Source organism: Chryseobacterium sp. CT-SW4, from assembly GCF_048572715.1.
In the GTDB taxonomy this organism is placed as follows: Bacteria; Bacteroidota; Bacteroidia; order Flavobacteriales; family Weeksellaceae; genus Chryseobacterium.
In genome coordinates, this window is record NZ_CP183840.1 from 3,375,797 (window position 1) to 3,400,875 (window position 25,079).

A 25,079-nucleotide genomic window follows, 5' to 3' on the forward strand; every position below is an offset into this window, starting at 1 on the left:
ACTATCACTATGTGTGGAATAGCCGGAATAATAGCAAATAATGCTAAAAACTACCAAGATAATATACAGAAAATGACGGATGCCATCGCGCATCGTGGTCCCGATTCGGCTCAGCTTGAGTTTTATGAAAATGCAGCATTGGGACACCGCAGACTTTCTATTATAGATTTATCTGAAAATGGAAAGCAGCCCATGTTTTCCAATACCCAAAAAGAATGTATCGTTTTAAATGGAGAAATCTACGGATATCAGACCCTGAAAAACGAATACTCCGAATATCCTTATCATGGCAGTTCGGATACAGAAGTTATTTTAGCAATGTATCAAAGAAAGCAGGAGAAACTTATTCATGATCTTCCGGGAATGTTTGCCTTTGCCCTTTGGGATGAAGAAAAGCAACAGCTGTTCTGCGCCCGTGACCGCTTTGGAGAAAAACCTTTTTTCTATGCGATCGGCCCGAATAATGAATTTATTTTTGCCTCGGAAATCAAAGCTATTCTCGCATCAGGATTGATCCGGCCTAAGGTGAACAATGATGCCCTGGCACATTACCTGCAATATGGATATGTAAGCTCTTACCAAAGTATTTACAGCAACATTTATACGCTGCCACCTGCCCACCAGTTGACATGGAAGGATGGAAAAGCTTCTGTTTCCCGCTATTACAGCATCCCGGCAAAAGACAGAAACCTCAGCTTATCCGATGCCAAAGAAGAATTTATTTATTTATTGAAAAACGCTGTAAAAAAACAGCTTATTGCCGATGTAGAAGTAGGAAGCTTTTTAAGCGGAGGATTAGATTCTTCATCCATTGTGGCTTTGGTAGCTGAATTTTTACCTAAGCAGACCACCATAAGCTTCGGGTATGATCATGAATCCAGCGAATTAAAATATGCCAAAGAAATTGCTGACAAATACCAAACCAACCACATTGAGGTTCATGAGAAAAAACAAGACCTGGCAGATTCTTTATTAAAAATATCTCCATTCTTTGATGAACCATTTGCGGATATCTCTTTCATTCCTCACTATGAAATTTGCAGAAATGCAAAAAAGAGCCTCACCGTAGTGCTTTCGGGAGATGTAGGGGATGAGCTTTTTGGCGGATATGATTTTTACCGTGTTGAAAATATACTGAGGAACCATTTCAGCTACAAAAATATTATTGCCAAGTTCGGGCTGAAGCTTTATCAGAATTTAAAACAGGTCTCATTTGTTACCCAGAAAAACCTGGAGCACAATTCCATTTTGGATTTCCATCAGAATTTCGTGAGAAACTCTTTTAATAAAGAAGAGCAGAGAGCATTAGGCATTTTATCCGACTATCAGCAGCCATACAGCTTTAATCCTGACCCACACTCTTTGAATGACATCATGAGAGTAGATCTGGAAGGCTATGTTCCTGCCAATATGATGGTAAAATCCGACCGAATGGCAATGGCCAATTCCCTGGAAGTAAGAACACCGTTTCTCGATATAGACTTTGCCGAGTTCTGTATTCAGCTTCCCGAGCAATTAAAACTGACCAACGATAATGATAAAATCATCCTTCGTGAAGCAATGGGATCTTACTGGACCGAAACGATAAGAAAACGACACAAACAAGGATTTGGAATGAGCGTAAAAAGCTGGTTTGAAGAAGATAACCTGATGAACCTTTCCAATGACCTTTTGAAAAATCCGGATCAGAAAGTCTTTAATTATATCGACTTTAATACTACCCAGAAGTTCTTGAATAAAGATCACAGACACTGGAATTTACTACAACTAGCCCTTTGGGCCCATAATAATCAAAATATTCTGTAATGCTTGAAATTTCTGTAATAATCCCGGTATATAATGCAGGACGGTTCTTAGAGAAATCTGTACAATCGGCCCTTCAGTTTGAAGAGGTGAAAGAAATTATTTTAATTGAAGATAAATCAACAGATAACTCCCTTGAAATCAGTAAGAGATTAGCAACAGAGTATCCTAAAGTTATACTATTCCAGCATCCGGATAAAGAAAATCATGGAGCCGGAGCTTCCAGAAACCTTGGGCTCGATAAAGCAACAGGAAACTTCATCACCTTTCTGGATGCAGATGATTACTATCTTCCCAACCGGTTTGACGGGGAAAAAGAAATTTTTAAAGATCCCAAAATTGAAGGTGTTTTCGGTGCTATCGGTATCGAATACCTCACAGACAAAGGGAAACAGGAATACCAGTCCAAATTTAAAGACAACAACCTTACGACGGTACAATACCACGCGGAAGGAGAGGAAGTATTCAGGGGACTATTGAGTTTAACACCGAAAACTTTTGGGACCTTCTTCCATCTCAATGCCCTTACCATACGCAAATCCGCCATTGATTCCCATCATTTGAGATTTAATGAAAAACTCCGTGTTCACCAGGATTCGGATTTCATTATTAAATTAGCTTATCACTGTCATCTCAAATCCGGAATTATAGATAAAGCCGTTGCGATAAGAGGTGTGCATGATGACAACCGTATTACCAAGATCATACAGTATTCTCCTCAGTACAACCAGAGACAGCATATCTATTGGAAATCTTTATATGACTGGGCCTGCTCCAATCATATTCCTGATGAATATAAGAAAAGGATCTATCTGAGTTACAAATCTTTTGATCTATCCTTAAAAAAAGGATTTACAAAATACGGTAATATCCTTTTTGAAGCTATTAAAAACCCGACAATACTTAAGACAAAATATCGTTTCAACTATCACAAATAATTTATGAAAATATCAACCATTATTCCAGTCTACAATGCTGAAGACTATGTCACGCAGGCGGTGGAATCCGCCCTGCAGTTTAACGAAGTCTCGGAAGTCATATTAATTGAAGACAAATCCCCTGACAATGCCCTGCAAGTATGCCGGGAATTGGCTGAAAAACATGAGAAAGTAAAGCTTTTTCAACATCCGGACAAAGGAAATCATGGGGCCGCTGCCAGCCGTAATCTGGGGATAGAAAAGGCAACCGGAGATTTTATTTCCTTTTTAGATGCAGATGATTATTATTGCTCCAACCGCTTTGAAGCGGAAAAAGACTTATTCAAAGACCCGAAAGTAGACGGTGTATACGGAGCACTCGGTGTACATTATTATTCCGAAGAAGCTAAAAAACAATATTATACATTATTTAAGAACAACCTGACCACTATATATAAAAGACACCCTCCGAAAGATGTTTTTCCGGGACAGATATATATGTTGGGAAGCTTCGGATTATTCAGTATCGATACTTTAACGATCCGGAGAAGTTCCTTATTACAAAAAATGAAGACCCTGCTCAAACCTAAATTAAGAATGCATGAGGACACTGAATTTTTAATCCGGTTATCTTATTACCTTGACCTTTATCCGGGTATTCTGGATAAGGCCGTTGCCGTAAGAGGTATTCATGAAGACAACCGGATCACCAAAATAGATATCAATAAGTCTAAACCGGCCAGCTCAAGAGCTATACTTTGGAACGAACTTAATACGTGGGCTCAAAACGAAGAAACAATGCCCGAAGATGCTAAAATTCATATTAAAAGAATGCAGCGGAGCTTTGAAATCGCAAATTCTCCAACCTCAAAAAAATGGAGCATGCTCATCAAATATTTATTTCTCGATTATCCAAGTATCAGATCTGGCTTGTATAATATCAACTTCAGAAAAACACTCATTTAAAGCCTTTTTTAAATAATGATGAAAATATCAATTATAATCCCAGTATATAACGCTGAAAAATATGTTTCTCAGGCTGTAGAATCCGCTCTGCAATTTGAAGAAGTATATGAAGTTATATTGGTAGAGGATAAATCTCCGGACAATGCGTTAGAAGTATGCCGGCATTTATCCGAGACCTATGAAAGAGTTAAACTTTTTCAGCATCCCGATAAGGGTAACCACGGTGCCGGAGCTTCCAGAAACCTGGGCATAGAAAAATCCACGGGCGACTATATTGCTTTTTTAGATGCCGACGATTATTACTGTTCCAACCGCTTTGATGCAGAAAGAGACTTATTCAAGAATGAAGAAGTGGAAGGGGTGTATGGCGCTATCGGAGTACACTACTACTCGGAAAAAGCAAAAGAACAATATTATAAGAGGTTCCAGGACCGCTTAACAACAGTATACAAACAGCATGCTCCAGAAGATGTATTTCCGGGCTTAATCGGGATGAGAGGCAGCTTCGGACTATTCAGTCTCGATGGTTTAACCATCCGGAAAAGTGCTTTGCCTAAAATAGGAGAATATTTTAAAACCCATCTCAGATTACATCAGGATTCCGAATTCCTGTTCCGTTTAGCCTACTATCTCCGTCTGTATCCGGGTATCATCAATGCCGCCGTGGCTATGAGAGGTGTTCATGAGGATAATAGAATAACAAAAGTGGACTCAGGAAAAATAAAGCCTGCATCAACTAGGGTTTTATTATGGAGTGAAGTAAACAACTGGGCACAAAACGAAACCTCTATATCTGATGATATTAAACATCATATAGAAAGGGTCTACCGCAGTTTTGTCATCGCAAATACCCCTTCCAAGCTAAAAAAATGGGGGATGATCCTGAAATACTTTTTTACGGATTATAAAAGTATCCGCTCAGGATTATATAATATTAATTTCCGTAAAGAACTGTTTTAAGTTTTAAAGAAATAAATCCCTAGATATACTATGTAGATTATTTTATAAATACTCCGACATATTTTCCTTCAAATTCTATGACAAGGGTATCAATATTATGGCTTTCACAGAAATCCTGATAAGCCGAGTTGTCCCCAATATCATCACTTATAAAAACCCCGCCGCTTCTCAGGTGTGCATACAGCTCTTTATAAGCCCACATTCTTCCATTGTAGCTTTTATCAGAGTCATAATGAACTACATCAAAAATTTTATTTTCAGCAAAGATTTTAGGCAACGACTCTTTATCTGCATACCTGAATAGCTTCCAGTTATTCTTTAGTTTCTCAGGAACTATATACCCGACATACTGATCACTGTCCTGCCCAAGGTAAGGCATATCAGAGCTGAACAAGGTCCCCGTATGCTGATCCAGATATAGTAATGAAGCTAAAGAGGACCATCCGTAAGCAACTCCTGTTTCCAAAACATTCTTTGCTTCCGTATACGCACAGGAGTAATAGATAAGCTCTAAAGCTCCTGCTCCTCCCATTTTCACCGGACATTCCGCTTCTTTTCTCTTTGCCTCTTCCAGTATATCTTTAAAGGTTTCCTGAAAATGATCCTCCATTCCGAAAAGCCTGGTAATAGCTTCCTGCTGGGAAATAGCATGGGCGGAAGCCCACAGGAGGGTTTTGTCTTTCCCTTTAAAAGCATTACTTCTATTAAAGGTATTCTTAATAATTTTTCTTCCCAGTTCCGGGTAAAGATCAGGTCTTTTCAGATATCCCAAAAAAGTTTTGAATACTCTTACAACTTCGCTCATTTGTTTTTTTTATATAAAGCAAAATTAATTTTTTTTTGTCATAAATTTGTAAAAACAAATTATCTTTGTTTACACTCATGCCCGAAAAAAAATAAAAACCCAAATTATGTTTCCTGAAATTTTTGAAAAACTTCAAAGAAAAAGGCAAATTTCCCTTCTAAAAAAGCACCCTAATATTTCTTTTAAAAATATTAAATTAGGGGCTTACAATCGCTTTATCTTACATCCTGAACTTAAAAATGTAACCATAGGTGATGCTGTGAGCTTCCGGAATTATGTGCATATTTTAGTACAGAAAAATGCAACTTTGGAGCTAGGAAACCATTTTTTCATGAATAACTTTTGTTCCATTAATTGTCTTGATAGTATTTCTATCGGAGAGAATACATTATTTGGTGAAAATGTTAAGCTGTACGACCATAACCACGCTTATCAGACTTCCCCGGAATTTAAACTTTTTCATTCCGAGTTTACCACAGCTCCCATAAAAATCGGGAAAAACTGCTGGTTAGGAACTAATGTAACCGTGCTGAAAGGAGTTACAATAGGTGATAATTGTATTATTGGCGCAGGGTGTACCATCTACAAAGATGTCCCGCCCAATACAACGGTTGTTAACAAACAAGAATTAATTTTTAAACAACAGTAATGAAGTTCTCTATTCTTATTGCCCATTATAATAATGCCCATTTTTTTAAAAATTGCTTTGAAAGCATTCTGAGCCAGACCTATAAAAACTGGGAAGTAATTATTGTAGATGATTATTCTGATGAAGCTGAGAAAGCAGAAGTTAAAAAAATAATTTCACAGGACAGCAGATTCTTTTTTTATGAAAACCAAGAAAACAAAGGAGTCGGGTTTACTAAAAACAGATGTGCCGGACTTGCCACAGGAGATATCTGCGGATTCTTAGATCCGGATGATGCGTTAACGGCCAATGCATTGGAGGAAAGTATAAAGGCTTATAAAAATGAGGAAACCGTAGCTACTTATTCACAATTTTATATCTGTAATGAAAATTTGGTTCCCAGTAAACTGTTTCCCTATTCGAGAAAAATAAAAAATAAAGATCCTTTATTTTTTAATATCAGGTTTGATGTAGCGCATTTCTTTACTTTCAGAAAGAAGACGTATGATACGATTGATAAAATAGACCCGGCCATAACCTCTTCGGTAGATCAGGATTTGTACCTGAAGCTATACGAAAAAGGAGACTTTTATTTTATAAAAAAACCACTGTACCTTTACCGTAACCACGCCAACGGCGTTTCTCAAAACAAGCAGAAAAAAGAAAAACTTTATAAAAACTGGAATATCGTCTTGTATAACACCCTTAAAAGAAGAGGAATACAAACCCTCTATGGTAAAAACATTGATGAAATAGGTCAGCTTTCCGATTTCATCTTTCAGAAGCAAAATACCCTAATTTCCCGAATCCTAAGAAAGATATCATGAGCCACACTACCAAAAAAATAAAAGTCCTTTTCAGGCATCGTTTCATGGAAATGGGAGGAGTGGAAAAAGTGATTTTAAGCATGGTTAACAACCTCGATCCGGAAAAATTCGATATTACGGTATGCTTAACCATGAACCAGGGAGAATTACGCGATGAGTTTCCTTCCCACATCAGAAAAGTATATCTGGTGGACGGGAAAGAAGATATGTCCCAAAATTCTTTCATTCAGAAAATCCAGCTGGCACAAAGAAAGCTTAAACTTATAAAAGCAGAAAAAGATCCCAAAATAGCAGACCGGATCTTAAAAGAAAAATATGACGTGGAGATTGCCCCGTCCTATTCTACTTTTGCTATGACCCTAAATTCCAGTAACAAAAATTCTAAAAAGATAGGATGGTTTCATTCCGATGTTACGGTACCGAAATTCAAACCGCTTATTCCTCTCGTAATGGAATATATCCCGCGTTTTGATTATTTCATTTTCGGATCCCAGCAGACCAGGGATATTTTTGTAAAAACATTTCCGGACCTTAAGCTCCCAGAGAACCAGGTAATATTAAATGCCATTCCCATTGAAGAATTAAAAAGTAAAGCATTAGAATTTACACCTGAGCTTCCTAAAGTTCCGACATTTGTTTCGGTAGCAAGATTACATAGCCGTAAAGGGTTTCATAAACTTATGGAAGCGCATGCAAGATTAATACAGGATGGCTTTAATCATCACATTACCGTAATCGGAGACGGAGAAGAAAGAGAAAGACTGAAACAACAGGCTAAAAACCTGAATGTAACCGGTAGCTTTGAGTTTTTAGGTTCCCTTACCAATCCTTATCCCTATGTAAAGAATGCCGATTTTTTTATCCTTCCTTCCGAATCTGAAGGATGGCCGCTTATCATTGCAGATACTCTCATCCTTCAAAAGCCTATTATCGCCACGAATGTAGGCGGAATCCCTGAAATGATCACTCACAAAAAAAACGGATATCTTATTAATTATGAAGTAGATGATATGTATGAAGCCATGAAGGAATTTCTGACCAATCCGGAATTGGTCTCTGACATCAAAGAGAATTTAGTTAATATTGAAGATCAGTTCGACAATCAAAAAATTTTTGATGCCGTTGAAAATATAATTTTAAAACTCGCTCAACAATGATACTCCTATACAGAATCATATTAAAAATACGCTCCTTGTATGAGGACCTGATCAAGCATGTTACCATACAAGTTGCCATCGATAACGGTCTGAAAGTAGGTGATAACCTTTATGTACAGGGAATCCCCAACTTCGGCTCCGAACCCTTCCTTATTGAAATGGGAGACAATGTAACTATCGCGGAAGGAGTTTCTTTTATCAATCATGGCGGAGACGGCCGTGTTACCAAAAGAATCGAAAAGTATAAAGACGGAAGAACATTCGGAAGAATCAAAATAGGCAACAATACTTTTATAGGAAAAGGAGCTGTTCTATTACCCGGTGTTTCTATCGGAAACAACTGCATTGTGGGGTCTCTGAGTGTCGTAAGCAGTTCCGTTCCGGATAATTCAATATATGCGGGAGCTCCTGCAAAATTCATCTGTACCATTGAACAGTATGGGGAAAAGCTATTAGCCAATAATACGGTTTATCCTCTCGAACTGGAAAAAGACAGAAAAAAACTGGAAGACCACCTCAAAAAACATCTTCCCCACACCTATAAACCTGTAAAAAAATAAATGTCGAAAAAAAAGAAAATACTTATCCGTATAGGATCATTACGTCATGGGGGTGCAGAGAAAGTTTTGGTAACTTTTCTTAAAAATATCCCTCAGGATAAGTATGATATTGATTTATTGATTAATCTCTATTCCGGAATATATATCAAAGAGGTCCCTTCCTGGGTGAATGTGTACTACCTCATCAAAGGGGAAATGATCACAACCAACAAGCCTCATGAAATTCCGGTGAAAGCATACAGGGTTTTGTACCAAAAAATATTCCTTTGGTTTCCTTCTCTTCTTTATAAATTCGTACTTAAAAATAAAAAGTATGATATAGAATTGGCAGCCATCCATGGAATGTATAAAGAAATATTATCCAGCCCTCAGAAAGATTCTAAAAAAATCATTTGGGTACAAAATGATATCTTCAATCTGAAAGAATATACCAACGATGTAATCCGGCAGTTTTTCAAATTTGATAAGATCCTTGTTATTTCCAATAAACTGCAGGAGAATATGTATAAGCTGGCTCGTAATGACAAGGAAAAACAATCAGTGATCAAGATATTTAATCCTATTGATAAAAGTGACACCCTGCAAAAAGCCAATGCCGCTATTGATGATTATCCTTTTGCAGAAGAAAATATTCCAACATTTGTTACCGTAGGGACTGTATACCCTCAAAAAGGCTATGACAGGCTTTTGCATGTTCACAAAAAACTGATCGATGAAGGATTAAAGCACAACCTTCTCATTATAGGCGACGGATACGATTTTAATAATATCCAGGATTTACTGAATAAGCTCGAACTCCAAAAAACGGCTAAGATGCTTGGCTTTAGAAGTAATCCTTACCCTTACTTAAAAAAGGCGGATTTTTATGTAATGTCCTCAAGACATGAAGGATTCCCAACCATTATTGCAGAAGCTCTTATCCTCAATAAACCCATTTCCGCAACGGATATTTCAGGAATAAAAGACCTTTTACAGGACGGAAAATTAGGAACTATCACTCCTAACTCTGAAGAAGGAATTTATGAAGGAATGAAAAAATTCTTATTGAACCCTGAACTTGGGGAGCAATATAAAAAAGAAATAGAGCAAACTGAGCTTCCATTCATCCTGGAAAAATCCGTTCAGCATCTTCAGGAAATAATTGATAATGTTTAATTACCATGTCAGACTATTCTGTTATACAAAAAGATTTTTATCGGGAAAGCGGGAAATGGCTTTCCACTTTTGAGATTTGGAAAAAATGCATCAATCCTAATCTTCATTTTATCTATATCCTCCGTAAGGCAAAAAAATACAGGCATACTCCTGTCCTCGGGACCATCTGGAAATTCATATTAAGGCATTATCAGATCAAGTATGGATATCAGATTTATCCGGAGACAGAAATTGGAGAAGGCTTTTATCTGGGACATTGGGGAAGCCTTGTCATAAACCCCAATGCTAAAATTGGTAAGAACTGTAATATAGCACAGGGCGTAACCATAGGACAGCAAAACCGTGGGAAAAACAAAGGATTTCCCGTCATAGGTGATGAGGTATGGATCGGCACTAATGCCGTAATTGTAGGAGGAATTACAATTGAAAACAATGTACTCATCGCTCCCAATTCTTATGTGAACTTTGATGTACCTTCCCATTCGATTGTTATGGGTAACCCTGCTAAAATATACCCCAGTGAAGAAGCCACTTTAGGATATATTAACAATAAAGTATAATATGTTTAATATTTTGAATTAATATTAAACTTTGTTAAAATACATTGATTTTTCACCAAATATTTTAATTTTGCATAATTATTGATATGATCTATTGGATTTGAAAATAATTTACACGAAATAAATAATTTGTTCAACTTAATATTCAAAATTTATGTCACAATCGTACGAAGTTATTTTCGAAAACAACAAGAAGTGGGTAGAATCTAAAATTGCAGACAACCCTGAGTTCTTTCATGAACTGGCTAAAACTCAAACTCCTGATTATCTGTATATCGGATGTTCGGATAGTAGAGCGACTGCTGAGGAATTGATGGGAGCTAAACCGGGAGAAGTTTTTGTTCACAGAAACATTGCTAATGTTGTTAATACTTTAGATATGAGTTCCACAGCTGTTATTCAGTATGCTGTAGAGCACTTAAAAGTAAAACACATTATTGTTTGCGGACACTACAACTGCGGAGGTGTAAAAGCAGCGATGACTCCTCAGGATTTAGGATTAATGAATCCTTGGCTGAGAACCATTCGTGATGTATACAGATTACACCAGGCAGAATTGGATTCTATCGAAGATGAAGGTAAACGTTATGACAGGCTTGTGGAGCTTAATGTTCAGGAGCAGTGCATTAACGTAATTAAAATGGCCTGTGTGCAGGAAAGATACATTTTAGAAGAGTATCCTGTAGTACATGGCTGGGTATTTGACCTCAGAACAGGTAAAATTATTGATTTGGAAATCGATTTTGAGAAAGTCTTAAAAGACATCCAAAAAATCTATAATCTTACGGAATCTGATTGGGTTATGAGCAGAAAGAAATAATGTTTCTTCTCAAAAAAAGAATGTAAAATGAAATTCTGGAGTATTATTACATTGGTGGTTTTTCTCAACTTTACAGCATTGCCAAGCATTGCTGCCATTTTGGGTTGGGACATTCTTCAAACCAATATAATAATCAATGAAGAAGAACCCCATTCTCACACCTCATCTCTTGCTGTCTATGAAAAGACACTTCCAAAAACTTTAGATGTGTATGACTATCTGAAGTTCTTTGAGCCGGATTTAGAAGGCAGATCTTTTGTGCTGGTAGATGATTCATTCCATCTATCGCCGTTTCTCACTATATTTTCCCCGCCTCCGGAAGTTTAATTCTTAGGTACACTTTGTTGTTCATCAACAAAAATTCATATCATTCTTGATATTGAATACATATACTTTACCGTTAAATTTCCAATCTTTTACACCTGATATTTGGTAACAAATCATCAGCTACACACAGTATTTTTCAAAAAAAACAATTATGAAAAAAACAAATTCATTATTTGGAGGGATTAAGGAGAATTTCCCATCCGGGCTTGTCGTTTTTTTAGTGGCACTCCCTCTTTGCTTAGGAATCGCATTAGCATCAGGAGCACCTCCGTTGTCCGGAATTATTTCAGGAATCATCGGAGGACTGGTCGTGGGACTCCTTAGTAACTCTCATGTTTCTGTATCAGGTCCTGCCGCAGGCTTAACGGCCATTATCTTAACGGCTATTACGGACTTAGGTGCATTCGAACTTTTTCTTTGTGCAGGAATCATTGCCGGTCTTATACAATTGATTCTCGGTTTTATAAGAGCCGGAAGTATCTCCAATTACTTCCCCAACAATGTGATTGAGGGAATGCTTGCTGCCATCGGTATCATTATTATTTTAAAACAAATTCCTCATGCCATCGGTTTCGACCAGGATTATGAAGGAAATCAAACTTTATTCAGCAACGGGATCAATTTCAATTATTTCAGTGAACTTATCCAGGCTATCCATCCGGGAGCTATTATTGTCACTATAGTTTCAATAGCGATCCTTTTAATTTGGGACAACGTAACTGCCTTAAAAAGGCTTAAAATGCTGCCTGGCGCATTAGTAGCAGTAATTGCAGGAATTTTATTAAATGAAGCATTTAAAATGTCCGGCAGCTCATTAGCGATCAGCCCTCAGCACCTTGTATCTCTTCCTGTACCGGAATCCCTGGATGATTTTAAAAATCTGATCACCATGCCGGATTTCAAAGGCTTTATGAACCCACAGATATGGGTAGTAGGAGCCACAATTGCCATTGTTGCTTCTATTGAAACATTATTATGTATTGAAGCATCGGACAGACTGGACAGACAGAGAAGAATTACAGACACCAATCTGGAATTGAGAGCACAGGGAATCGGAAATATGATAAGCGCATTCATCGGAGGGCTACCTATGACTTCAGTAGTGGTAAGAAGTTCCGCAAATGCTAATGCAGGTGCCACTTCAAAAGTTTCAGCCATGATTCACGGGGTTTTACTTTTAGTTTGTGTACTTACCATTCCGTTCATTCTTAATTTAATTCCGCTGGCCACTCTGGCTGCCGTATTAATATTGGTAGGATATAAGCTTGCCAAACCGGCAACATTTAAACATTTCTGGCATTTAGGAAAATTCCAGTTTATTCCGTTCCTGGCAACAGTGATAGCTGTAGTAGCTACCGACCTGTTAAAAGGAGTAGGAATAGGATTGGCGATCTCCATATTCTATGTGTTACAGGGAAATATGAAACGTGCCTATTACCTGAGCAGGGAAAAGCTGGATAGCGCTAATGGAATCAACATCAAGCTGGCAGAGGAAGTTTCTTTCTTAAATAAAGCTGCCATCAAAAAAACATTAAAAAATATCCGACCTAATTCTTCCGTTACCATTGATGCAAGAGGAACATCTTACATCACTACTGACGTACTGGAAATGATACAGGACTTTGCCAATATAAGGGCGAAAGAAGAAGGTATCCAGGTAGAATTATTAGGGTTCAGGACTTCTTATAAAGATTATGCCCGTGATCAGGACTCTCACGTAGTGGTCACCCATAATAAAGCTATGTAACCTCAAAGATTGGAAATCAATCGTTGTAAAGTATAAAGACCATCATTAATAGATGGTCTTTTTTATTTTTAAAGTTCGGAATAATATTATTTCCCGTTGAACGCTGACATGGTATTCTGTATTCCTGCAAAAACAAACGACAGACAGGCCTTTGCAAATTTTTCTATTCTTTCGGGGAGTTTTTCAGATTCCTCCTCATTCCATGTTCCTAATACATAATCTATCTGTTTTCCTTCAGAAAAATCCGCTGAAATACCAAAACGAAGGCGGGCATAGTTTTGTGTCTGCAATACTTCCTGGATATTTTTAAGACCGTTATGACCAGCATCCGAGCCTTTCATTTTCATTCTTAAAGTTCCAAAAGGCAGGGCAAGATCATCCGTTACAATCATTACATTTTCCAAAGGGATATTTTCCTTCTGCACCCAGTACTTTACTGCATTTCCGGATAGATTCATATACGTGTCGGGCTTAAGGATAAGGACTTTTCTTCCTTTGTATTTCCCTTCTGCCATCCATCCGAAATTGGTACTGTTAAAGGGAGCTTCCAACGTTTCTGCAATCTTTTCAGCCACTTTAAAGCCTATATTATGACGGGTATTCTCATACTCCGCCCCTTTATTTCCCAGGCCAACTATTAAATATTTCATTAGAAATTTTTTGCAAAATTAAGTGATAAAAATAAAAAACTCAATCTTTATAAGACTGAGTTTTAAAAATATGTTTAAAAATTGTTTCTTACAGAGGTTTATAAATATAGTTCACTCCAAATCCTTTAGTCATATACGTCTGTGCGTCATAATTGTAATCGGTAGAGAAAACGGCCGGCATAGGAACAGGCTGTGTAAGATCTGTAACAGAGACTCTTTTCGGGCTGTTCGGAGACAGGATATAACTTCTCAGATCATTGCTTTCCGTAGCCAGCAAGGATGAGATCTTATAAGCTGTTGGCAACAAGGTAAAAGGACTGATCTGGGTATCATAATTGATATATTCATACCCGTATTTAGTAACTGCCGCACCCATAATTCCCCCTGCCATTGGTCCATAGTGTCTTTCCACAGCTGAAACATTATCTCCCAAATAGGTATAAGCTGTTTTGGAATAGTTCGTATAATCAAACGGTGTTCCTGAAACATCTTCTCCCGTTCTCATGATAATGGAATCCAGTTTACTGGTAGAAGCACTGTACTTTATGTTATAAAGGGTTTTTGTTTTTCTTAAAAGAGTTTGTGGTCCCGGTGTGGTAGACGGAGGAACAGGATCCGGTCTTCTGAAAACCGTACGGTTCTCAGAAATAGTCTCTAATCTTCCATTTCCGTTATAAGTAAATAGCTGGGTATAAGATATACTGTCCGCATCTACATATCCGTTATTATCCATATCAAGAAAACCGTTAAAAGTAATCTTGCTTACCCTATCCCCACTATACATTACATCCGTTATTGAAGCACTGTCTGTAATTACTTTGGATAAAAGCAAGCCATTATAGCGGTATTCTGCTATCGTATCAGAATCGGTGATCTCTCTATATAAAGCTCGTGGTCCGTTTAAACCCGTATTGTCATTTAAGTCAAGTAAAGGGCTTCCGTCTTCATCCAGCATATCTTTACAGGAATATATAGAAGAAAAGCCAGCCAATAGTAAAATAAAATAGAAAAGTTGCTTCATTCTCTTAGTGATTATTTATTTTTTCACAAATATAATTTTTTTTTAAATAAAAATTACAAATTAATACATATTATAACAAAACTAACAATAAAAGATATTTTTATAAAGCTTTGTAAACATATTTAAGAGCCTGGCTCTGATCTGATACCGGATAATTCTGGGAATCATACAGATAGGTCTTGGGAGCTGTTACGGAAGGTGCAGGGGAAGGAAATACGAAATTGAAAGCTCCTACATTATTGCTCGATAATGTATAAAAATTAGCAGGATGGATTAAGCTCCACATGATGAAAAAAGTCTTCGGTAATGTATTGTATGGATTTATTTTAGAATCATAATTTTGATAATTATAGGTAACTGAAGTCCCTGACGTCATATCCGGAGCACCATTTGAATCCATCATCCCCATAGTCCACACCACTTTAGAAATATTATCACCCGAATAGCTAATGGCATTTTCTACAAATCCCGTATAGCTAGAGGTTCCGGGTACTTTTCTCTTTTCCAGGATTTTTGAGATCTTTCCCGAAGAATCATACGTATATACATAATCATTGGTTCCCACTACCATCGATCCCATTAAGTTGGTGGCAGTAGTTCCCGAAATTTTACCATTGGAATCATAGGTAATATTAAAATCATAAGTCAGAGCTCCGTTCGCAGTACCTACAAATTTCACTCTTGAGATTTTATTATTGGTATACGTTACATTTCCTGTAAAGTAAGTATTAGGAGTACTTTCATCTTTAAAGCTTCCTTTTTCCAGGAAACCGGCATTGGTGACATACTCTTCCTGAACCACATTATTTACTACAATTTTTTCCAAAATTCTCGGACCCGTAATGGCTGTCCCACCACTGTTTCCAGGATTACTGCTGTTATTTTTATTTTGGTTAATAGGATCTGCCGTAGTATTGTCACAGGACATAAGCATCCCAAAGCCCAGCCCTATAAAGGCCTTAAAGAAAATAGATTTACCCATGGTTTATTAAGTTTTTATCGGCTCCAAATATAAATTAATTTATAATATATTCAACACATAGAAAAAAAATATTTAAAAATGGGATTAATAAATAAAAAAATCCGGACGTTATAACATCCGGACTTATCTATTTTCATAATCTATATTAATAAGGCTGCAACACTGAGGTAGTTAAGATAGACTGGGCCATTTCTGCGTTAAGATAAGTAGCATTTACCGCTGTACCTATTCCTAATGTTCCTGTATTAAGATTTCTCTTTGTACATGCTGCTTTTACATTGTAGTTGTTCTTTGGGGTAAGGTTGGCTAAAGTAGCGTTCAGATTGAAAACCTTATTAGTTCCGTCCGCTCCCAGCAATACGTCTGTTCGTACGGCCCGCAGACTGTTGTCTACAAAAATTCCACAGGCAAAACTTATAGAGGAATTTCCATTATTGGTTTTCTGTGCCGTAGTCTGAAAAGTAAAAGTCACTTTATTAGTTGCGTTGGTGATGGAAAAAGTACCCACAGTACCCGGTAAGACCGTCCACACAGAACTAAATGCCACCCCTTCTGCATAAGGAGCGATCGCCCCATTTTCACCACTAAATACAGATCCTGTCTTGTCAGCCACCGTAGTCATAGAAAATAAAGACATACTTCCTCCTCCATCAGCTATTTTAATGCTTTTCCAGTCATTAGTACCCATTTCACTGTTATTGTGAAAAATATCCTCTGCTTTTCCTGCAGAACCTTTAGTCGTATTGGTTCCTCCTACACGAAGTTCTTTTCGGATATTCACATCCCCATTGATATCCAATGTACTGGCAGGAGAAGAAGTATTGATTCCCACCTGCGAATAAAATAAGCAACTGATTCCTATTGCTATTATTAAGAATATATTTTTTTTCATGACTAATCTATAATGGTATTAAAAACTTGGGGTACCTCATATACATCCACTTTAAGCGAAGATTGGGAAATAAATGAGTTGATATTGGTTCCTACATTGATCCCGATTCCCAGAACGGAATCGCTCGCAGTATTATAGGATTTCATCCGGGCGCAAGCAACACTTACAGTATGCTGACCTTTTGAAAGGTTTTCCACTATTCCCACCTGATTATGGGTGATAAACGGAAATGACCCGCTACTTGCTTTTATATTTCCCTGTCTTAGGCTGATGAGACGGTCATCAATAAAAATTCCGCATGCATAGTCTATCGATGTGTCCGTAGTTCCCACTACATCAAAATTAGTCTGTACCACGGTCTCAAACTGAATATAAGTTTTGCTTTCCGCACTATAAATCGTAAAAGGCTGGGAGAGTGAAGCTATTTTTTTTAATCTGCTGAAATTGCTGTAAGCGTTCCCTTTGGCAAACAGAACGGATCTGGAAGTAGAAGTAGATTCTTCGGAACTGCTGAATGTTATTCCGGTTCTGTCTGAAAAGGAATTATTGAAGATTAAATAAAATTTATTGGGTTCGTATTCCGGAATACGAAGTGTTTTCCAAACCGGGGGATAACCTTCTCCCTGAGAAACTAAAACCTGATCATTGCTTCCGGCAGAAATTCCGCCATCTGAGGTATTTAATACTGCCAGTTTTCCACGGAGGTTATAATCTCCGTTTACATCCAGTTTGGCTTTAGGTAAATTCGTGTTTATTCCTACTTGAGCATAGGAGAGTAATCCCACCAATAGCAGTGGAATAAGAATAATATTTTTCATCGGGTTAATTGGTTTGGTATGTTATATATTCAATAACATCTAGTTTTAAAGTAGATTCTAATGTAAATGCGTTAGATACGGTGTTGGTATTAGAAACGTTCCTTCCTATGGCAAATTGACTGTTGGTATTAGAAGTACTTATTTTACGGCATGCCACCTCAACCTTCTGACCCCCTACAGGAACATTCTGCTCTGTATAATTAAGGGTAAAAATATAATCCTGAACCCCGGATTTATCGGAATTGTTAGTAGATGATATATTATCAGGCCGCAGGGCAACTAATTTACCGTTTCGGAAAACTCCGCAGGTAAAGCTTATATTTTGGGAAGTAGTGGAAGTAGAGGCTTTCAGCTCCACTCCTGTCTGGAACTGATAAGCTATCCTGTTTCTTCCATTTTTAACCGTGAAATTATTTTCAAGACCGCTTATTTTGGTCCATTTTCCCTTACTGGTATCCGTGATGTCGTCCCCGATATTATTTTTATAAATATTATCCCCGGAAACTCCACTCGACAGATTTGTAATTCCGGACTGGTCTGATGACAAGTACGAATTAATTAATTTATATTGTCCTTCTTCTATAAAGGAAACATTTAAAGATTTCCATACCGGAGACAAACCTTCTCCCTGCGAAACCAAAACCTGTCCGTTAAGGCCCGCATTTCCAATCTGGGAAGAAGTTCCTCCCACTCTAAGTTCTTTTCTTAAGGTAGTTTTCCCGTTTACATCGAGAATAGAATTAGGTACATCCAATCCAATACCCACTTGCGCATATGTCTGTATATAAAACAAACCTGTTGCACAACAGTATATAATTTTTTTCATAATAAGACCGCAAAAATATAAAAAATCATATGCGTAGGATCATAATATGAAAAATATCATGTTTATTTAACTATTTAAAGAATAATAAAATGAATTAAAAACAAATTATTAGTTTTTTTTTACATTTCAATAATAGATTTTAACAGAAGATTCACTTCATCCACACTTTTCACTTTTTCTTTTCTCATGATAAGATTATTGCCCTCTTTTCCTACTTTTTCTTTAAGCTGAGCCTGAGAAGGGTTCTGTGTCAAATAAGTAATAATGTGCCGGAACCGGTCCGTCTGATAAAATTTATCCTGAGGGTTACCAGGAAAATATCCTAAGAAAACACCATTTTTCATTACAATTTTCTCAAATCCTATGTCTGCTGCCAGCCATTTCAAGGCAACACTCTTTAAAAGATTAACAGCTTCTCCGGGAAGTTCTCCAAAACGGTCTATCAGCTCCAGCTCAAACTTATGAAGATCTTTTTCATTATCGATCTCAGCAATTTTCTGATAGAGCAGTAATCTTTCTTCCGTATTGGAAATATAAGTATCGGGAAGCATAAGCTCTAAATCCGTATCGATATTAACTTCTTTTACAGATTTAAATAATTTCTGCCTGTCCTCTTCATTTTCAAAAAGGTTTTCAAAATCCTGATCATCTTTTAGCTCTTCGAGTGCTTCCTGCATGAGCTTCTGATAAGTTTCAAAACCCATTTCGTTAATAAATCCGCTTTGCTCGGCACCCAGCAAATCTCCTGCTCCCCGAATTTCCAGGTCTTTCATCGCAATCTGGAATCCGCTTCCCAGATCAGAGAACTGCTCAATAGCTTCCAGCCTTTTCCGGGCATCTGCAGTCATCACATCATAAGGAGGTGTTATCAGGTAACAGAAAGCTTTCCTGTTGCTCCTTCCGACACGGCCTCTCATCTGGTGAAGATCCGCCATTCCAAACCGGTGCGCATCATTAATAAATATGGTGTTTGCATTAGGAACATCTACTCCACTCTCAACAATGGTGGTGGAAACCAGGACATCATATTTCCCTTCCATAAAGTCCAGAACATTCTTTTCCAGCTGCTTTCCATCCATCTGCCCGTGTCCTGTTATAACCTTTGCATCCGGCACCAGTCTTTGGATCAATCCGGCAATATCTTTAAGGTTTTCTATTCTGTTATTAATAAAATATACCTGACCATCCCTTTGCAATTCATAGGAAACAGCATCTCTGATAACTTCTTCATTAAATCCTACAATCTGCGTATCTACGGGCTGGCGGTTAGGCGGCGGGGTTTTAATAACTGATAAATCCCTTGCTGCCATTAAAGAAAACTGCAGGGTCCTCGGGATAGGAGTTGCAGTCAGGGTAAGCGTATCTACATTACTTTTTAAAGTTTTGAGCTTATCTTTTACCGAAACTCCAAATTTATGCTCTTCATCTATAATTAATAATCCCAAATCTTTAAACTTAACACTGCTTCCGACCAGCTGATGGGTACCGATCACAATATCAATCTTACCGTTCTTTAATCCTTCCAGTGTTTCCGCTTTCTGCTTGGCGGTCCGGAAGCGGTTCAGGTAAGATACATTTACAGGAAAATCTTTAAGCCTGTCCTTAAAGCTCCGGTAATGCTGAAATGCCAGAATAGTAGTAGGAACCAGAACAGCCACCTGCTTACCGTCAGTTGCCGCTTTAAATGCAGCACGGATAGCCACTTCCGTCTTTCCGAATCCTACATCTCCACAAACCAGCCTGTCCATCACCGTATCGGCTTCCATATCCTTTTTAACGTCAATGGTTGCTTTTTCCTGGTCAGGAGTATCTTCATAAATAAAACTGGCTTCCAGCTCATTCTGCAAGTATGAATCCGGGGTATAAGAGAATCCTTTCGCCGTTTTCCTCTGAGCATATAATTTAATAAGGTCAAATGCTATCTGCTTTACTTTGGCCTTAGTTTTCTGCTTTAGAGATTTCCATGCCGGTGATCCCAGTTTGCTCAATGTGATTTCCTTTCCTTCCGGTCCGTTATACTTGGAAATTTTATGTAAGGAATGGATACTTACATATAATAAATCCCCGTTCTTATAGGTAAGCTTAAAACATTCCTGAACCTTACCGTCATTATTGACTTTAACCAAGCCCATAAACTTTCCGATTCCATGGTCCATATGAGCGATATAATCTCCAATTTTAAGAGACATTAAATCTTTCAGAGTAAGCTGCTCGGATTTTGCAAAAGTATTCTTCGCTTTATAACGCTGGTACCTGTCAAAAATCTGATGGTCCGTATAAACAAGCAGCTTATGTTCACCATCTACAAAGCCTTCATGCAGCTCGGATCTAAAGCTTTTAAAAGGAACTTCTTTTTCCAGCTCCTCAAAAATAGATTCCAGCCTTTCTTTCTGTTTATCCGTAGAGAATGAAATCCATGTATCGAAACCTTCCGCTTGCTTTTCTTCCAGGTCCTGGATCAGCAGCTCAAAGTTTTTATGAAATGAAGGTTGTGACGTTTGTTCCCAATTAATTTCAGTGCCTTTGATTTGACGGAGAGGTGCTGCTGTAAAATCAATGGTTTTAAACTTTTTAAAATCAAATAAAAAATCCTCATCAGAAATAAAAAGTTCTGCGGGCTCCCTGTGGGCGATATCTTTATTCAGACTTTCATATTTTTCCAGTGCTTTTTCATAAAAGCTCTTAAGTCTCTGAAGTCCGATCACCGTATTTTTAGAGACTATAAGACTGTCTTCTGGTAACACCTGAAGCAAAGAAACCTTAGTTCCCGAAACCGAAAAATTCATATTGGAAACCAATTGAAATGCATCCACTTTTTCCAAGGACAGCTGCGATTCAATATCAAAAGTCTTTATTCCTTCTACTTCATTTCCAAAAAAGGTAATCCTGTAAGGTTTTTCATAGGAATAGGAAAACACATCTACAATTCCCCCTCTTACGGAAAACTCTCCTGGCTCGGACACAAAATCTGTCTGCTGAAAATGGTAATGGTTCAATAGCTCATCAATAAAATCAAAGTCTAGCTGATCTCCTACCTTTATCTGATGGGAAATGGCCTTAAAGTCTTCTTTCTTTAATACTTTCTCCGATAATGCCCCGGCGTAGGCCACTATTACCCTTGGAGACTTCTCCGAATTTATTTTATTCAATACATCTGTCCGCAGCACCAGATTGGCATTTTGGGTTTTCTCTACCTGATAGGGTTCCAGATGGGTGGCCGGGAAATAAAGAACTTTTTCTTTTCCAAGAAGGTCTTCCACCTCCGTATTGGCATATAATGCATCTTCTTTATCATCTATTATATAAAGAATGTTCTTTTTATAGGTCAGGAAAAGTTCAGCTATAAAAATGGAGACAGAAGATCCGGCACTTCCTCTCACGGAAATATGCTGCTGAGTCTCAAGCTGGGCAAAAATACTTCCTCCGAATTCTTTTTGAAGCAGCTCCGGAAGGAATTTTTCAGTAATAGTTCTCAATTCCATAAATGTACAGGTCTAAACGACAAAAGCGATTTCAGATGGTCTCCGAAATCGTTTATAATCACAAAGGTAAAGATATTTTTTGGGGACTAAAAATTATATGATTTAAGTAAAAATATAATAATATCTAAAAAAGTTAATTAAGTTTAAATTTTAACCAATTTATTTAATTATATGTTAAAATAATTTAATTATAAATGGTCGGCACAATGTTTGGGAATACTTCATACAACCACAAACAAATAGTATTATGAAAAAAGCAATTAGAATCGTAGGAGTATTCCTGCTGATATTTTTTACCGTAACGTCGTTTGTATCATGCAGTGATGATGACGATCCTGCCAACAACGACTTTTTTGCCGGAACCTACAAAGGGAGCGTTTCCTATAACGATGGAGGATCTACCAACATCAGCACCGATAACGGAAGTGTATTTGTCACCAAAATAGCGAGTGGCACCAAATACAATTTTGCGTTTTCAAACAGCATTCCGGATCTTAACGGAATAGAGTTCAATCAGGAAGGCGATAATACATTGGTAATGGTAGGCTCCACCGCTACTTCTTACATCAGAATAGATAATGATGAGCTGAAAATCCTTTACCTGAAAGATGGTAAGACCTGGACAGCCAATTGTTCACGATAACAACAATACACCCAAATAATTCATTCATATGTTGAGCCTGTCCCCGTAAAGAGGGCAGGCTTTTCTATTTAATTTTTTTTTAAGCTCTACTAAACTTACGTTAAGTTTACCATACGCCTATTTTCTAGCTTGGTTTTTGTATTGTTAAGAACAATAAAACATGAATTTCCAACCTATGAAAAAGCTACTAATGGCAATGTCCCTATTTTTAGGATTAGGACTTGCAACTGCCCAACAGACAACTCCGGCTACTACTGCTGAAGTCCGTCATACAACCAAAACCGTAAAAGCTCAGAAAACCAAAGCTACAAAAGAAGCTAAGGCAACTACTGCTAATACAACAGGAGCCAAATTAAAGAAAGACGGAACTGTTGACAGAAGGTACAAAGAGAATAAAAAATTAAAAAAAGACGGAACGCCGGATAAGCGTTATAAAGAGAACAAATAAAAACAAACACATATAGTTGTTATTTTCATAATCAAATTTCAAAGAACCGATAAGCCATCTTATCGGTTTTTCTTTTATTCAAAATAAAATATCAACATTTCTCTACTTATTTATAAATTTGGACCATGTTAAACTTCCTCAAAAAAAATATTGCATTAGTCTGGGCAAAAAGACATGTTCAAAAGGCACAGCAGTTTAAACAAAACGCTCCTAAAGACCAGGAAGAGCTTCTTTTATCTCTTGTAAACACTGCAAAAAAGACCCTTTTTGGAAGAGAGCATGATTTCGAAAATATTCGTACCATACAGGATTTTCAACAGAGAGTTCCGGTATCGGACTATGAAAATTTAAAGCCTTATATCGAAAAAGTAAAAAAAGGACAGTCCAATATTCTCTGGACCGATATCCCACAATACTTTGCCAAAACTTCCGGCACTACCTCCGGCTCCAAGTATATTCCCATTTCAAAGGAAGGAATGCCTTATCAGATTGCAGGAGCCCAAAGTGCCCTGTTTCATTATATCGCCAAAAAAAATAATGCCGATTTCGTACAGGGAAAGATGATCTTCCTGCAGGGAAGCCCAGAACTTAAAGAAATATACGGCATCCAAACCGGCCGTCTTTCCGGAATTGTAGCCCATCATATTCCGGATTACCTCCAGAAAAACCGCCTTCCCACCTGGAAGACCAATATGATGGAAGACTGGGAAGCTAAAGTTGATAAAATAGTAGAGGAAACCGAAAAAGAAAACATGACCCTGATTTCCGGGATACCTCCATGGCTGATCATGTATTTTGAGAAGCTTATCGAGAAAAACGGCAAAAAAATCAAAGAGATTTTCCCTAATCTCCAGCTCATTGTCACAGGAGGTGTCAACTACGATCCTTATAAAGATAAAATGCAGGAACTGCTGGGAGGAAACGTGGATATCATCCAGACCTTCCCTGCTTCCGAAGGATTTTTTGCCTTCCAGGACGACTATACCCGCGAAGGGCTTTTATTACTCACGAATCATGGGATTTTCTATGAATTTATTCCTTTAGAAGAATACGGAAAGCCAGATGCCAGGAGGTTAACTATAAAAGAGATTGAGCTTAACAAAGATTACGCTCTTATCTTAACGACCAATTCGGGATTATGGGCTTATTCTATCGGGGATGTCATCAGGTTTATCAGCAAAGATCCCTATAAAATATTGGTAAGCGGCAGAACTAAACATTTTACCTCTGCCTTCGGGGAACATGTAATAGCCTTTGAAGTGGAAGAATCCATTAAGGCCACGCTTGAGAATCATCCGGCTCAGATTACTGAATTTCATTTAGCCCCACAGGTAAATCCCGAAGAAGGACTGCCGTACCATGAATGGTTTATCGAATTTGAAAAGCAGCCTGAAGATATGGAAGCTTTCAGAACGGAGCTGGATAACCAGTTGAGAAAACGCAATACCTATTATGATGATTTGATTTCAGGTAATATTCTTCAACGGTTAAAGATTAGTCCTTTAAAGAAAAATGCATTTCATGAATATGCGAAATCCGAAGGAAAACTGGGGGGACAAAATAAAATTCCGAGATTAGCCAACGACAGGAAAATTGCAGATTTATTGAAAATTCACAAACTTTAATAACATTTTTTTAATTCCAAAAACGTATATTCGAAAAAAATTATAAATTTGAAAAACAAATAATAATAATGAAAGCAGCTGTACTTTTAAAATCATCTTTACTTACTTCTTTATTTGTAGTTTCATCTTGTGCTACTACTCACTATACCGGAGACGTTGAAAAAAATAATTATTCCAACCTTGAAGCAGGGAGAACGTATGTTTTCACGATGAAAGACGGTTCTAAAAAACAGAAAATGCTATTCCGCAATATCCAGGGAGATAATATCATCGGAACGGTAAGCAAAAAAGACAGCACGGTGGTATCTATACCCAAAGCTAATGTAGCGGCTTCCAAAGACAGGGCTAAAGCCAATGTAACCGCCGGAGCTTTTGTAATTGGAGCAGCAGGGGTGGCAGCATTGGTAGTGAGCGCAACCAGAGCAGATTAAGATAGATTATATCTTTTAAGATATATTTG

At 37.6% G+C, this 25,079-nt stretch carries 25 protein-coding genes; 17 read left to right on the top strand and 8 right to left on the bottom strand.

From position 1 onward, the window contains the following. The first annotated feature begins 9 nt into the window (after nucleotides 1–9). The 4 genes from asnB to ABJ974_RS15220 are packed head-to-tail and all read left to right on the top strand — an operon-like array spanning nucleotide 10 to nucleotide 4,646. Nucleotides 10–1,806: an asparagine synthase (glutamine-hydrolyzing) gene (asnB, locus tag ABJ974_RS15205; protein ID WP_419869066.1), complete on the top strand. Its 1,797-nt coding sequence runs from the start codon at nucleotides 10–12 to the stop codon at nucleotides 1,804–1,806. Beyond that, nucleotides 1,806–2,741 carry a glycosyltransferase family 2 protein gene (locus ABJ974_RS15210; RefSeq protein ID WP_419869067.1) on the top strand — a complete coding sequence of 312 codons (936 nt, stop codon included), beginning with the start codon at nucleotides 1,806–1,808 and terminating at the stop codon, nucleotides 2,739–2,741. The genes asnB and ABJ974_RS15210 overlap by 1 nt, the downstream gene beginning before the upstream one ends. Nucleotides 2,742–2,744: 3 nt before the next feature. Further along, the gene (locus ABJ974_RS15215; RefSeq protein ID WP_419869068.1) at nucleotides 2,745–3,686 is read left to right on the top strand and encodes a glycosyltransferase family 2 protein; all 942 of its coding nucleotides are present in this window, start codon (nucleotides 2,745–2,747) and stop codon (nucleotides 3,684–3,686) included. 15 nt (nucleotides 3,687–3,701) lie between these two features. Beyond that, the gene (locus ABJ974_RS15220; RefSeq protein ID WP_419869069.1) at nucleotides 3,702–4,646 is read left to right on the top strand and encodes a glycosyltransferase family 2 protein; all 945 of its coding nucleotides are present in this window, start codon (nucleotides 3,702–3,704) and stop codon (nucleotides 4,644–4,646) included. Nucleotides 4,647–4,683: 37 nt separating this feature from the next. Here the strand turns inward: ABJ974_RS15220 and ABJ974_RS15225 are convergent, their stop codons facing one another. Continuing rightward, nucleotides 4,684–5,451 (bottom strand): class I SAM-dependent methyltransferase, encoded by a 768-nt coding sequence (locus ABJ974_RS15225; protein WP_419869070.1) that lies wholly within the window; start codon nucleotides 5,449–5,451, stop codon nucleotides 4,684–4,686. A gap of 106 nt (nucleotides 5,452–5,557) precedes the next feature. Here ABJ974_RS15225 and ABJ974_RS15230 point away from each other — a divergent pair, with 106 nt between their 5' ends. The 9 genes from ABJ974_RS15230 (at nucleotide 5,558) to ABJ974_RS15270 (ending at nucleotide 13,232) form a co-directional block, all read left to right on the top strand. Then, nucleotides 5,558–6,100 (top strand): acyltransferase, encoded by a 543-nt coding sequence (locus tag ABJ974_RS15230; protein ID WP_419869071.1) that lies wholly within the window; start codon nucleotides 5,558–5,560, stop codon nucleotides 6,098–6,100. Continuing rightward, nucleotides 6,100–6,906 (top strand): glycosyltransferase family 2 protein, encoded by an 807-nt coding sequence (locus ABJ974_RS15235; RefSeq protein WP_419869072.1) that lies wholly within the window; start codon nucleotides 6,100–6,102, stop codon nucleotides 6,904–6,906. Before ABJ974_RS15230 ends, ABJ974_RS15235 begins: the two co-directional genes overlap by 1 nt. Beyond that, nucleotides 6,903–8,063 (top strand): glycosyltransferase, encoded by a 1,161-nt coding sequence (locus ABJ974_RS15240; RefSeq protein ID WP_419869073.1) that lies wholly within the window; start codon nucleotides 6,903–6,905, stop codon nucleotides 8,061–8,063. The genes ABJ974_RS15235 and ABJ974_RS15240 overlap by 4 nt, the downstream gene beginning before the upstream one ends. Beyond that, nucleotides 8,060–8,623: a DapH/DapD/GlmU-related protein gene (locus tag ABJ974_RS15245; RefSeq protein ID WP_419869074.1), complete on the top strand. Its 564-nt coding sequence runs from the start codon at nucleotides 8,060–8,062 to the stop codon at nucleotides 8,621–8,623. The genes ABJ974_RS15240 and ABJ974_RS15245 overlap by 4 nt, the downstream gene beginning before the upstream one ends. Beyond that, nucleotides 8,624–9,778: a glycosyltransferase gene (locus ABJ974_RS15250; RefSeq protein WP_419869075.1), complete on the top strand. Its 1,155-nt coding sequence runs from the start codon at nucleotides 8,624–8,626 to the stop codon at nucleotides 9,776–9,778. Nucleotides 9,779–9,783: 5 nt separating this feature from the next. Next, nucleotides 9,784–10,338 carry a serine acetyltransferase gene (locus ABJ974_RS15255; RefSeq protein ID WP_419869076.1) on the top strand — a complete coding sequence of 185 codons (555 nt, stop codon included), beginning with the start codon at nucleotides 9,784–9,786 and terminating at the stop codon, nucleotides 10,336–10,338. Nucleotides 10,339–10,492: 154 nt separating this feature from the next. Then, the gene (locus ABJ974_RS15260; protein WP_419869077.1) at nucleotides 10,493–11,158 is read left to right on the top strand and encodes a carbonic anhydrase; all 666 of its coding nucleotides are present in this window, start codon (nucleotides 10,493–10,495) and stop codon (nucleotides 11,156–11,158) included. A gap of 27 nt (nucleotides 11,159–11,185) precedes the next feature. Beyond that, nucleotides 11,186–11,485, top strand: coding sequence for a hypothetical protein (locus tag ABJ974_RS15265; protein ID WP_419869078.1), 300 nt, complete (start codon nucleotides 11,186–11,188; stop codon nucleotides 11,483–11,485). A gap of 151 nt (nucleotides 11,486–11,636) precedes the next feature. Beyond that, a complete protein-coding gene (locus ABJ974_RS15270) occupies nucleotides 11,637–13,232 on the top strand; it encodes a SulP family inorganic anion transporter (RefSeq protein ID WP_419869079.1) in 1,596 nt (531 codons plus the stop codon). An 86-nt stretch (nucleotides 13,233–13,318) separates the two neighbouring features. On the opposite strand, the gene pth is transcribed toward ABJ974_RS15270, so the two are convergent. The 7 genes from pth to mfd all read right to left on the bottom strand — a co-directional run bounded on the left by pth (nucleotide 13,319) and on the right by mfd (nucleotide 21,903). Then, nucleotides 13,319–13,882 (bottom strand): aminoacyl-tRNA hydrolase, encoded by a 564-nt coding sequence (gene pth / locus ABJ974_RS15275; protein WP_419869080.1) that lies wholly within the window; start codon nucleotides 13,880–13,882, stop codon nucleotides 13,319–13,321. 88 nt (nucleotides 13,883–13,970) lie between these two features. Beyond that, nucleotides 13,971–14,903, bottom strand: coding sequence for a hypothetical protein (locus ABJ974_RS15280; protein WP_419869081.1), 933 nt, complete (start codon nucleotides 14,901–14,903; stop codon nucleotides 13,971–13,973). A gap of 100 nt (nucleotides 14,904–15,003) precedes the next feature. Beyond that, nucleotides 15,004–15,885 (bottom strand): hypothetical protein, encoded by an 882-nt coding sequence (locus tag ABJ974_RS15285; RefSeq protein WP_419869082.1) that lies wholly within the window; start codon nucleotides 15,883–15,885, stop codon nucleotides 15,004–15,006. Nucleotides 15,886–16,030: 145 nt separating this feature from the next. Further along, complete coding sequence (locus ABJ974_RS15290; protein WP_419869083.1) at nucleotides 16,031–16,777, bottom strand: hypothetical protein; 747 nt, start codon at nucleotides 16,775–16,777, stop codon at nucleotides 16,031–16,033. Between the two features lie 2 nt (nucleotides 16,778–16,779). Beyond that, on the bottom strand, nucleotides 16,780–17,595 hold the full coding sequence (locus ABJ974_RS15295; RefSeq protein WP_419869084.1) for a hypothetical protein: 816 nt from the start codon (nucleotides 17,593–17,595) through the stop codon (nucleotides 16,780–16,782). A gap of 4 nt (nucleotides 17,596–17,599) precedes the next feature. Beyond that, nucleotides 17,600–18,421 (bottom strand): hypothetical protein, encoded by an 822-nt coding sequence (locus ABJ974_RS15300; RefSeq protein ID WP_419869085.1) that lies wholly within the window; start codon nucleotides 18,419–18,421, stop codon nucleotides 17,600–17,602. Nucleotides 18,422–18,540: 119 nt separating this feature from the next. Next, complete coding sequence (gene mfd, locus ABJ974_RS15305) at nucleotides 18,541–21,903, bottom strand: transcription-repair coupling factor (protein WP_419869086.1); 3,363 nt, start codon at nucleotides 21,901–21,903, stop codon at nucleotides 18,541–18,543. Nucleotides 21,904–22,150: 247 nt separating this feature from the next. Between mfd and ABJ974_RS15310 the strand changes: the two genes are divergently transcribed. The 4 genes from ABJ974_RS15310 to ABJ974_RS15325 all read left to right on the top strand — a co-directional run bounded on the left by ABJ974_RS15310 (nucleotide 22,151) and on the right by ABJ974_RS15325 (nucleotide 25,050). Next, a complete protein-coding gene (locus tag ABJ974_RS15310; protein ID WP_419869087.1) occupies nucleotides 22,151–22,546 on the top strand; it encodes a hypothetical protein in 396 nt (131 codons plus the stop codon). Nucleotides 22,547–22,721: 175 nt separating this feature from the next. Then, nucleotides 22,722–22,994, top strand: coding sequence for a hypothetical protein (locus tag ABJ974_RS15315; protein ID WP_419869088.1), 273 nt, complete (start codon nucleotides 22,722–22,724; stop codon nucleotides 22,992–22,994). A gap of 125 nt (nucleotides 22,995–23,119) precedes the next feature. Beyond that, a complete protein-coding gene (locus ABJ974_RS15320) occupies nucleotides 23,120–24,619 on the top strand; it encodes a GH3 auxin-responsive promoter family protein (protein ID WP_419869089.1) in 1,500 nt (499 codons plus the stop codon). A gap of 68 nt (nucleotides 24,620–24,687) precedes the next feature. Continuing rightward, nucleotides 24,688–25,050: a hypothetical protein gene (locus ABJ974_RS15325; protein WP_419869090.1), complete on the top strand. Its 363-nt coding sequence runs from the start codon at nucleotides 24,688–24,690 to the stop codon at nucleotides 25,048–25,050. Nucleotides 25,051–25,079 lie beyond the last annotated feature (29 nt).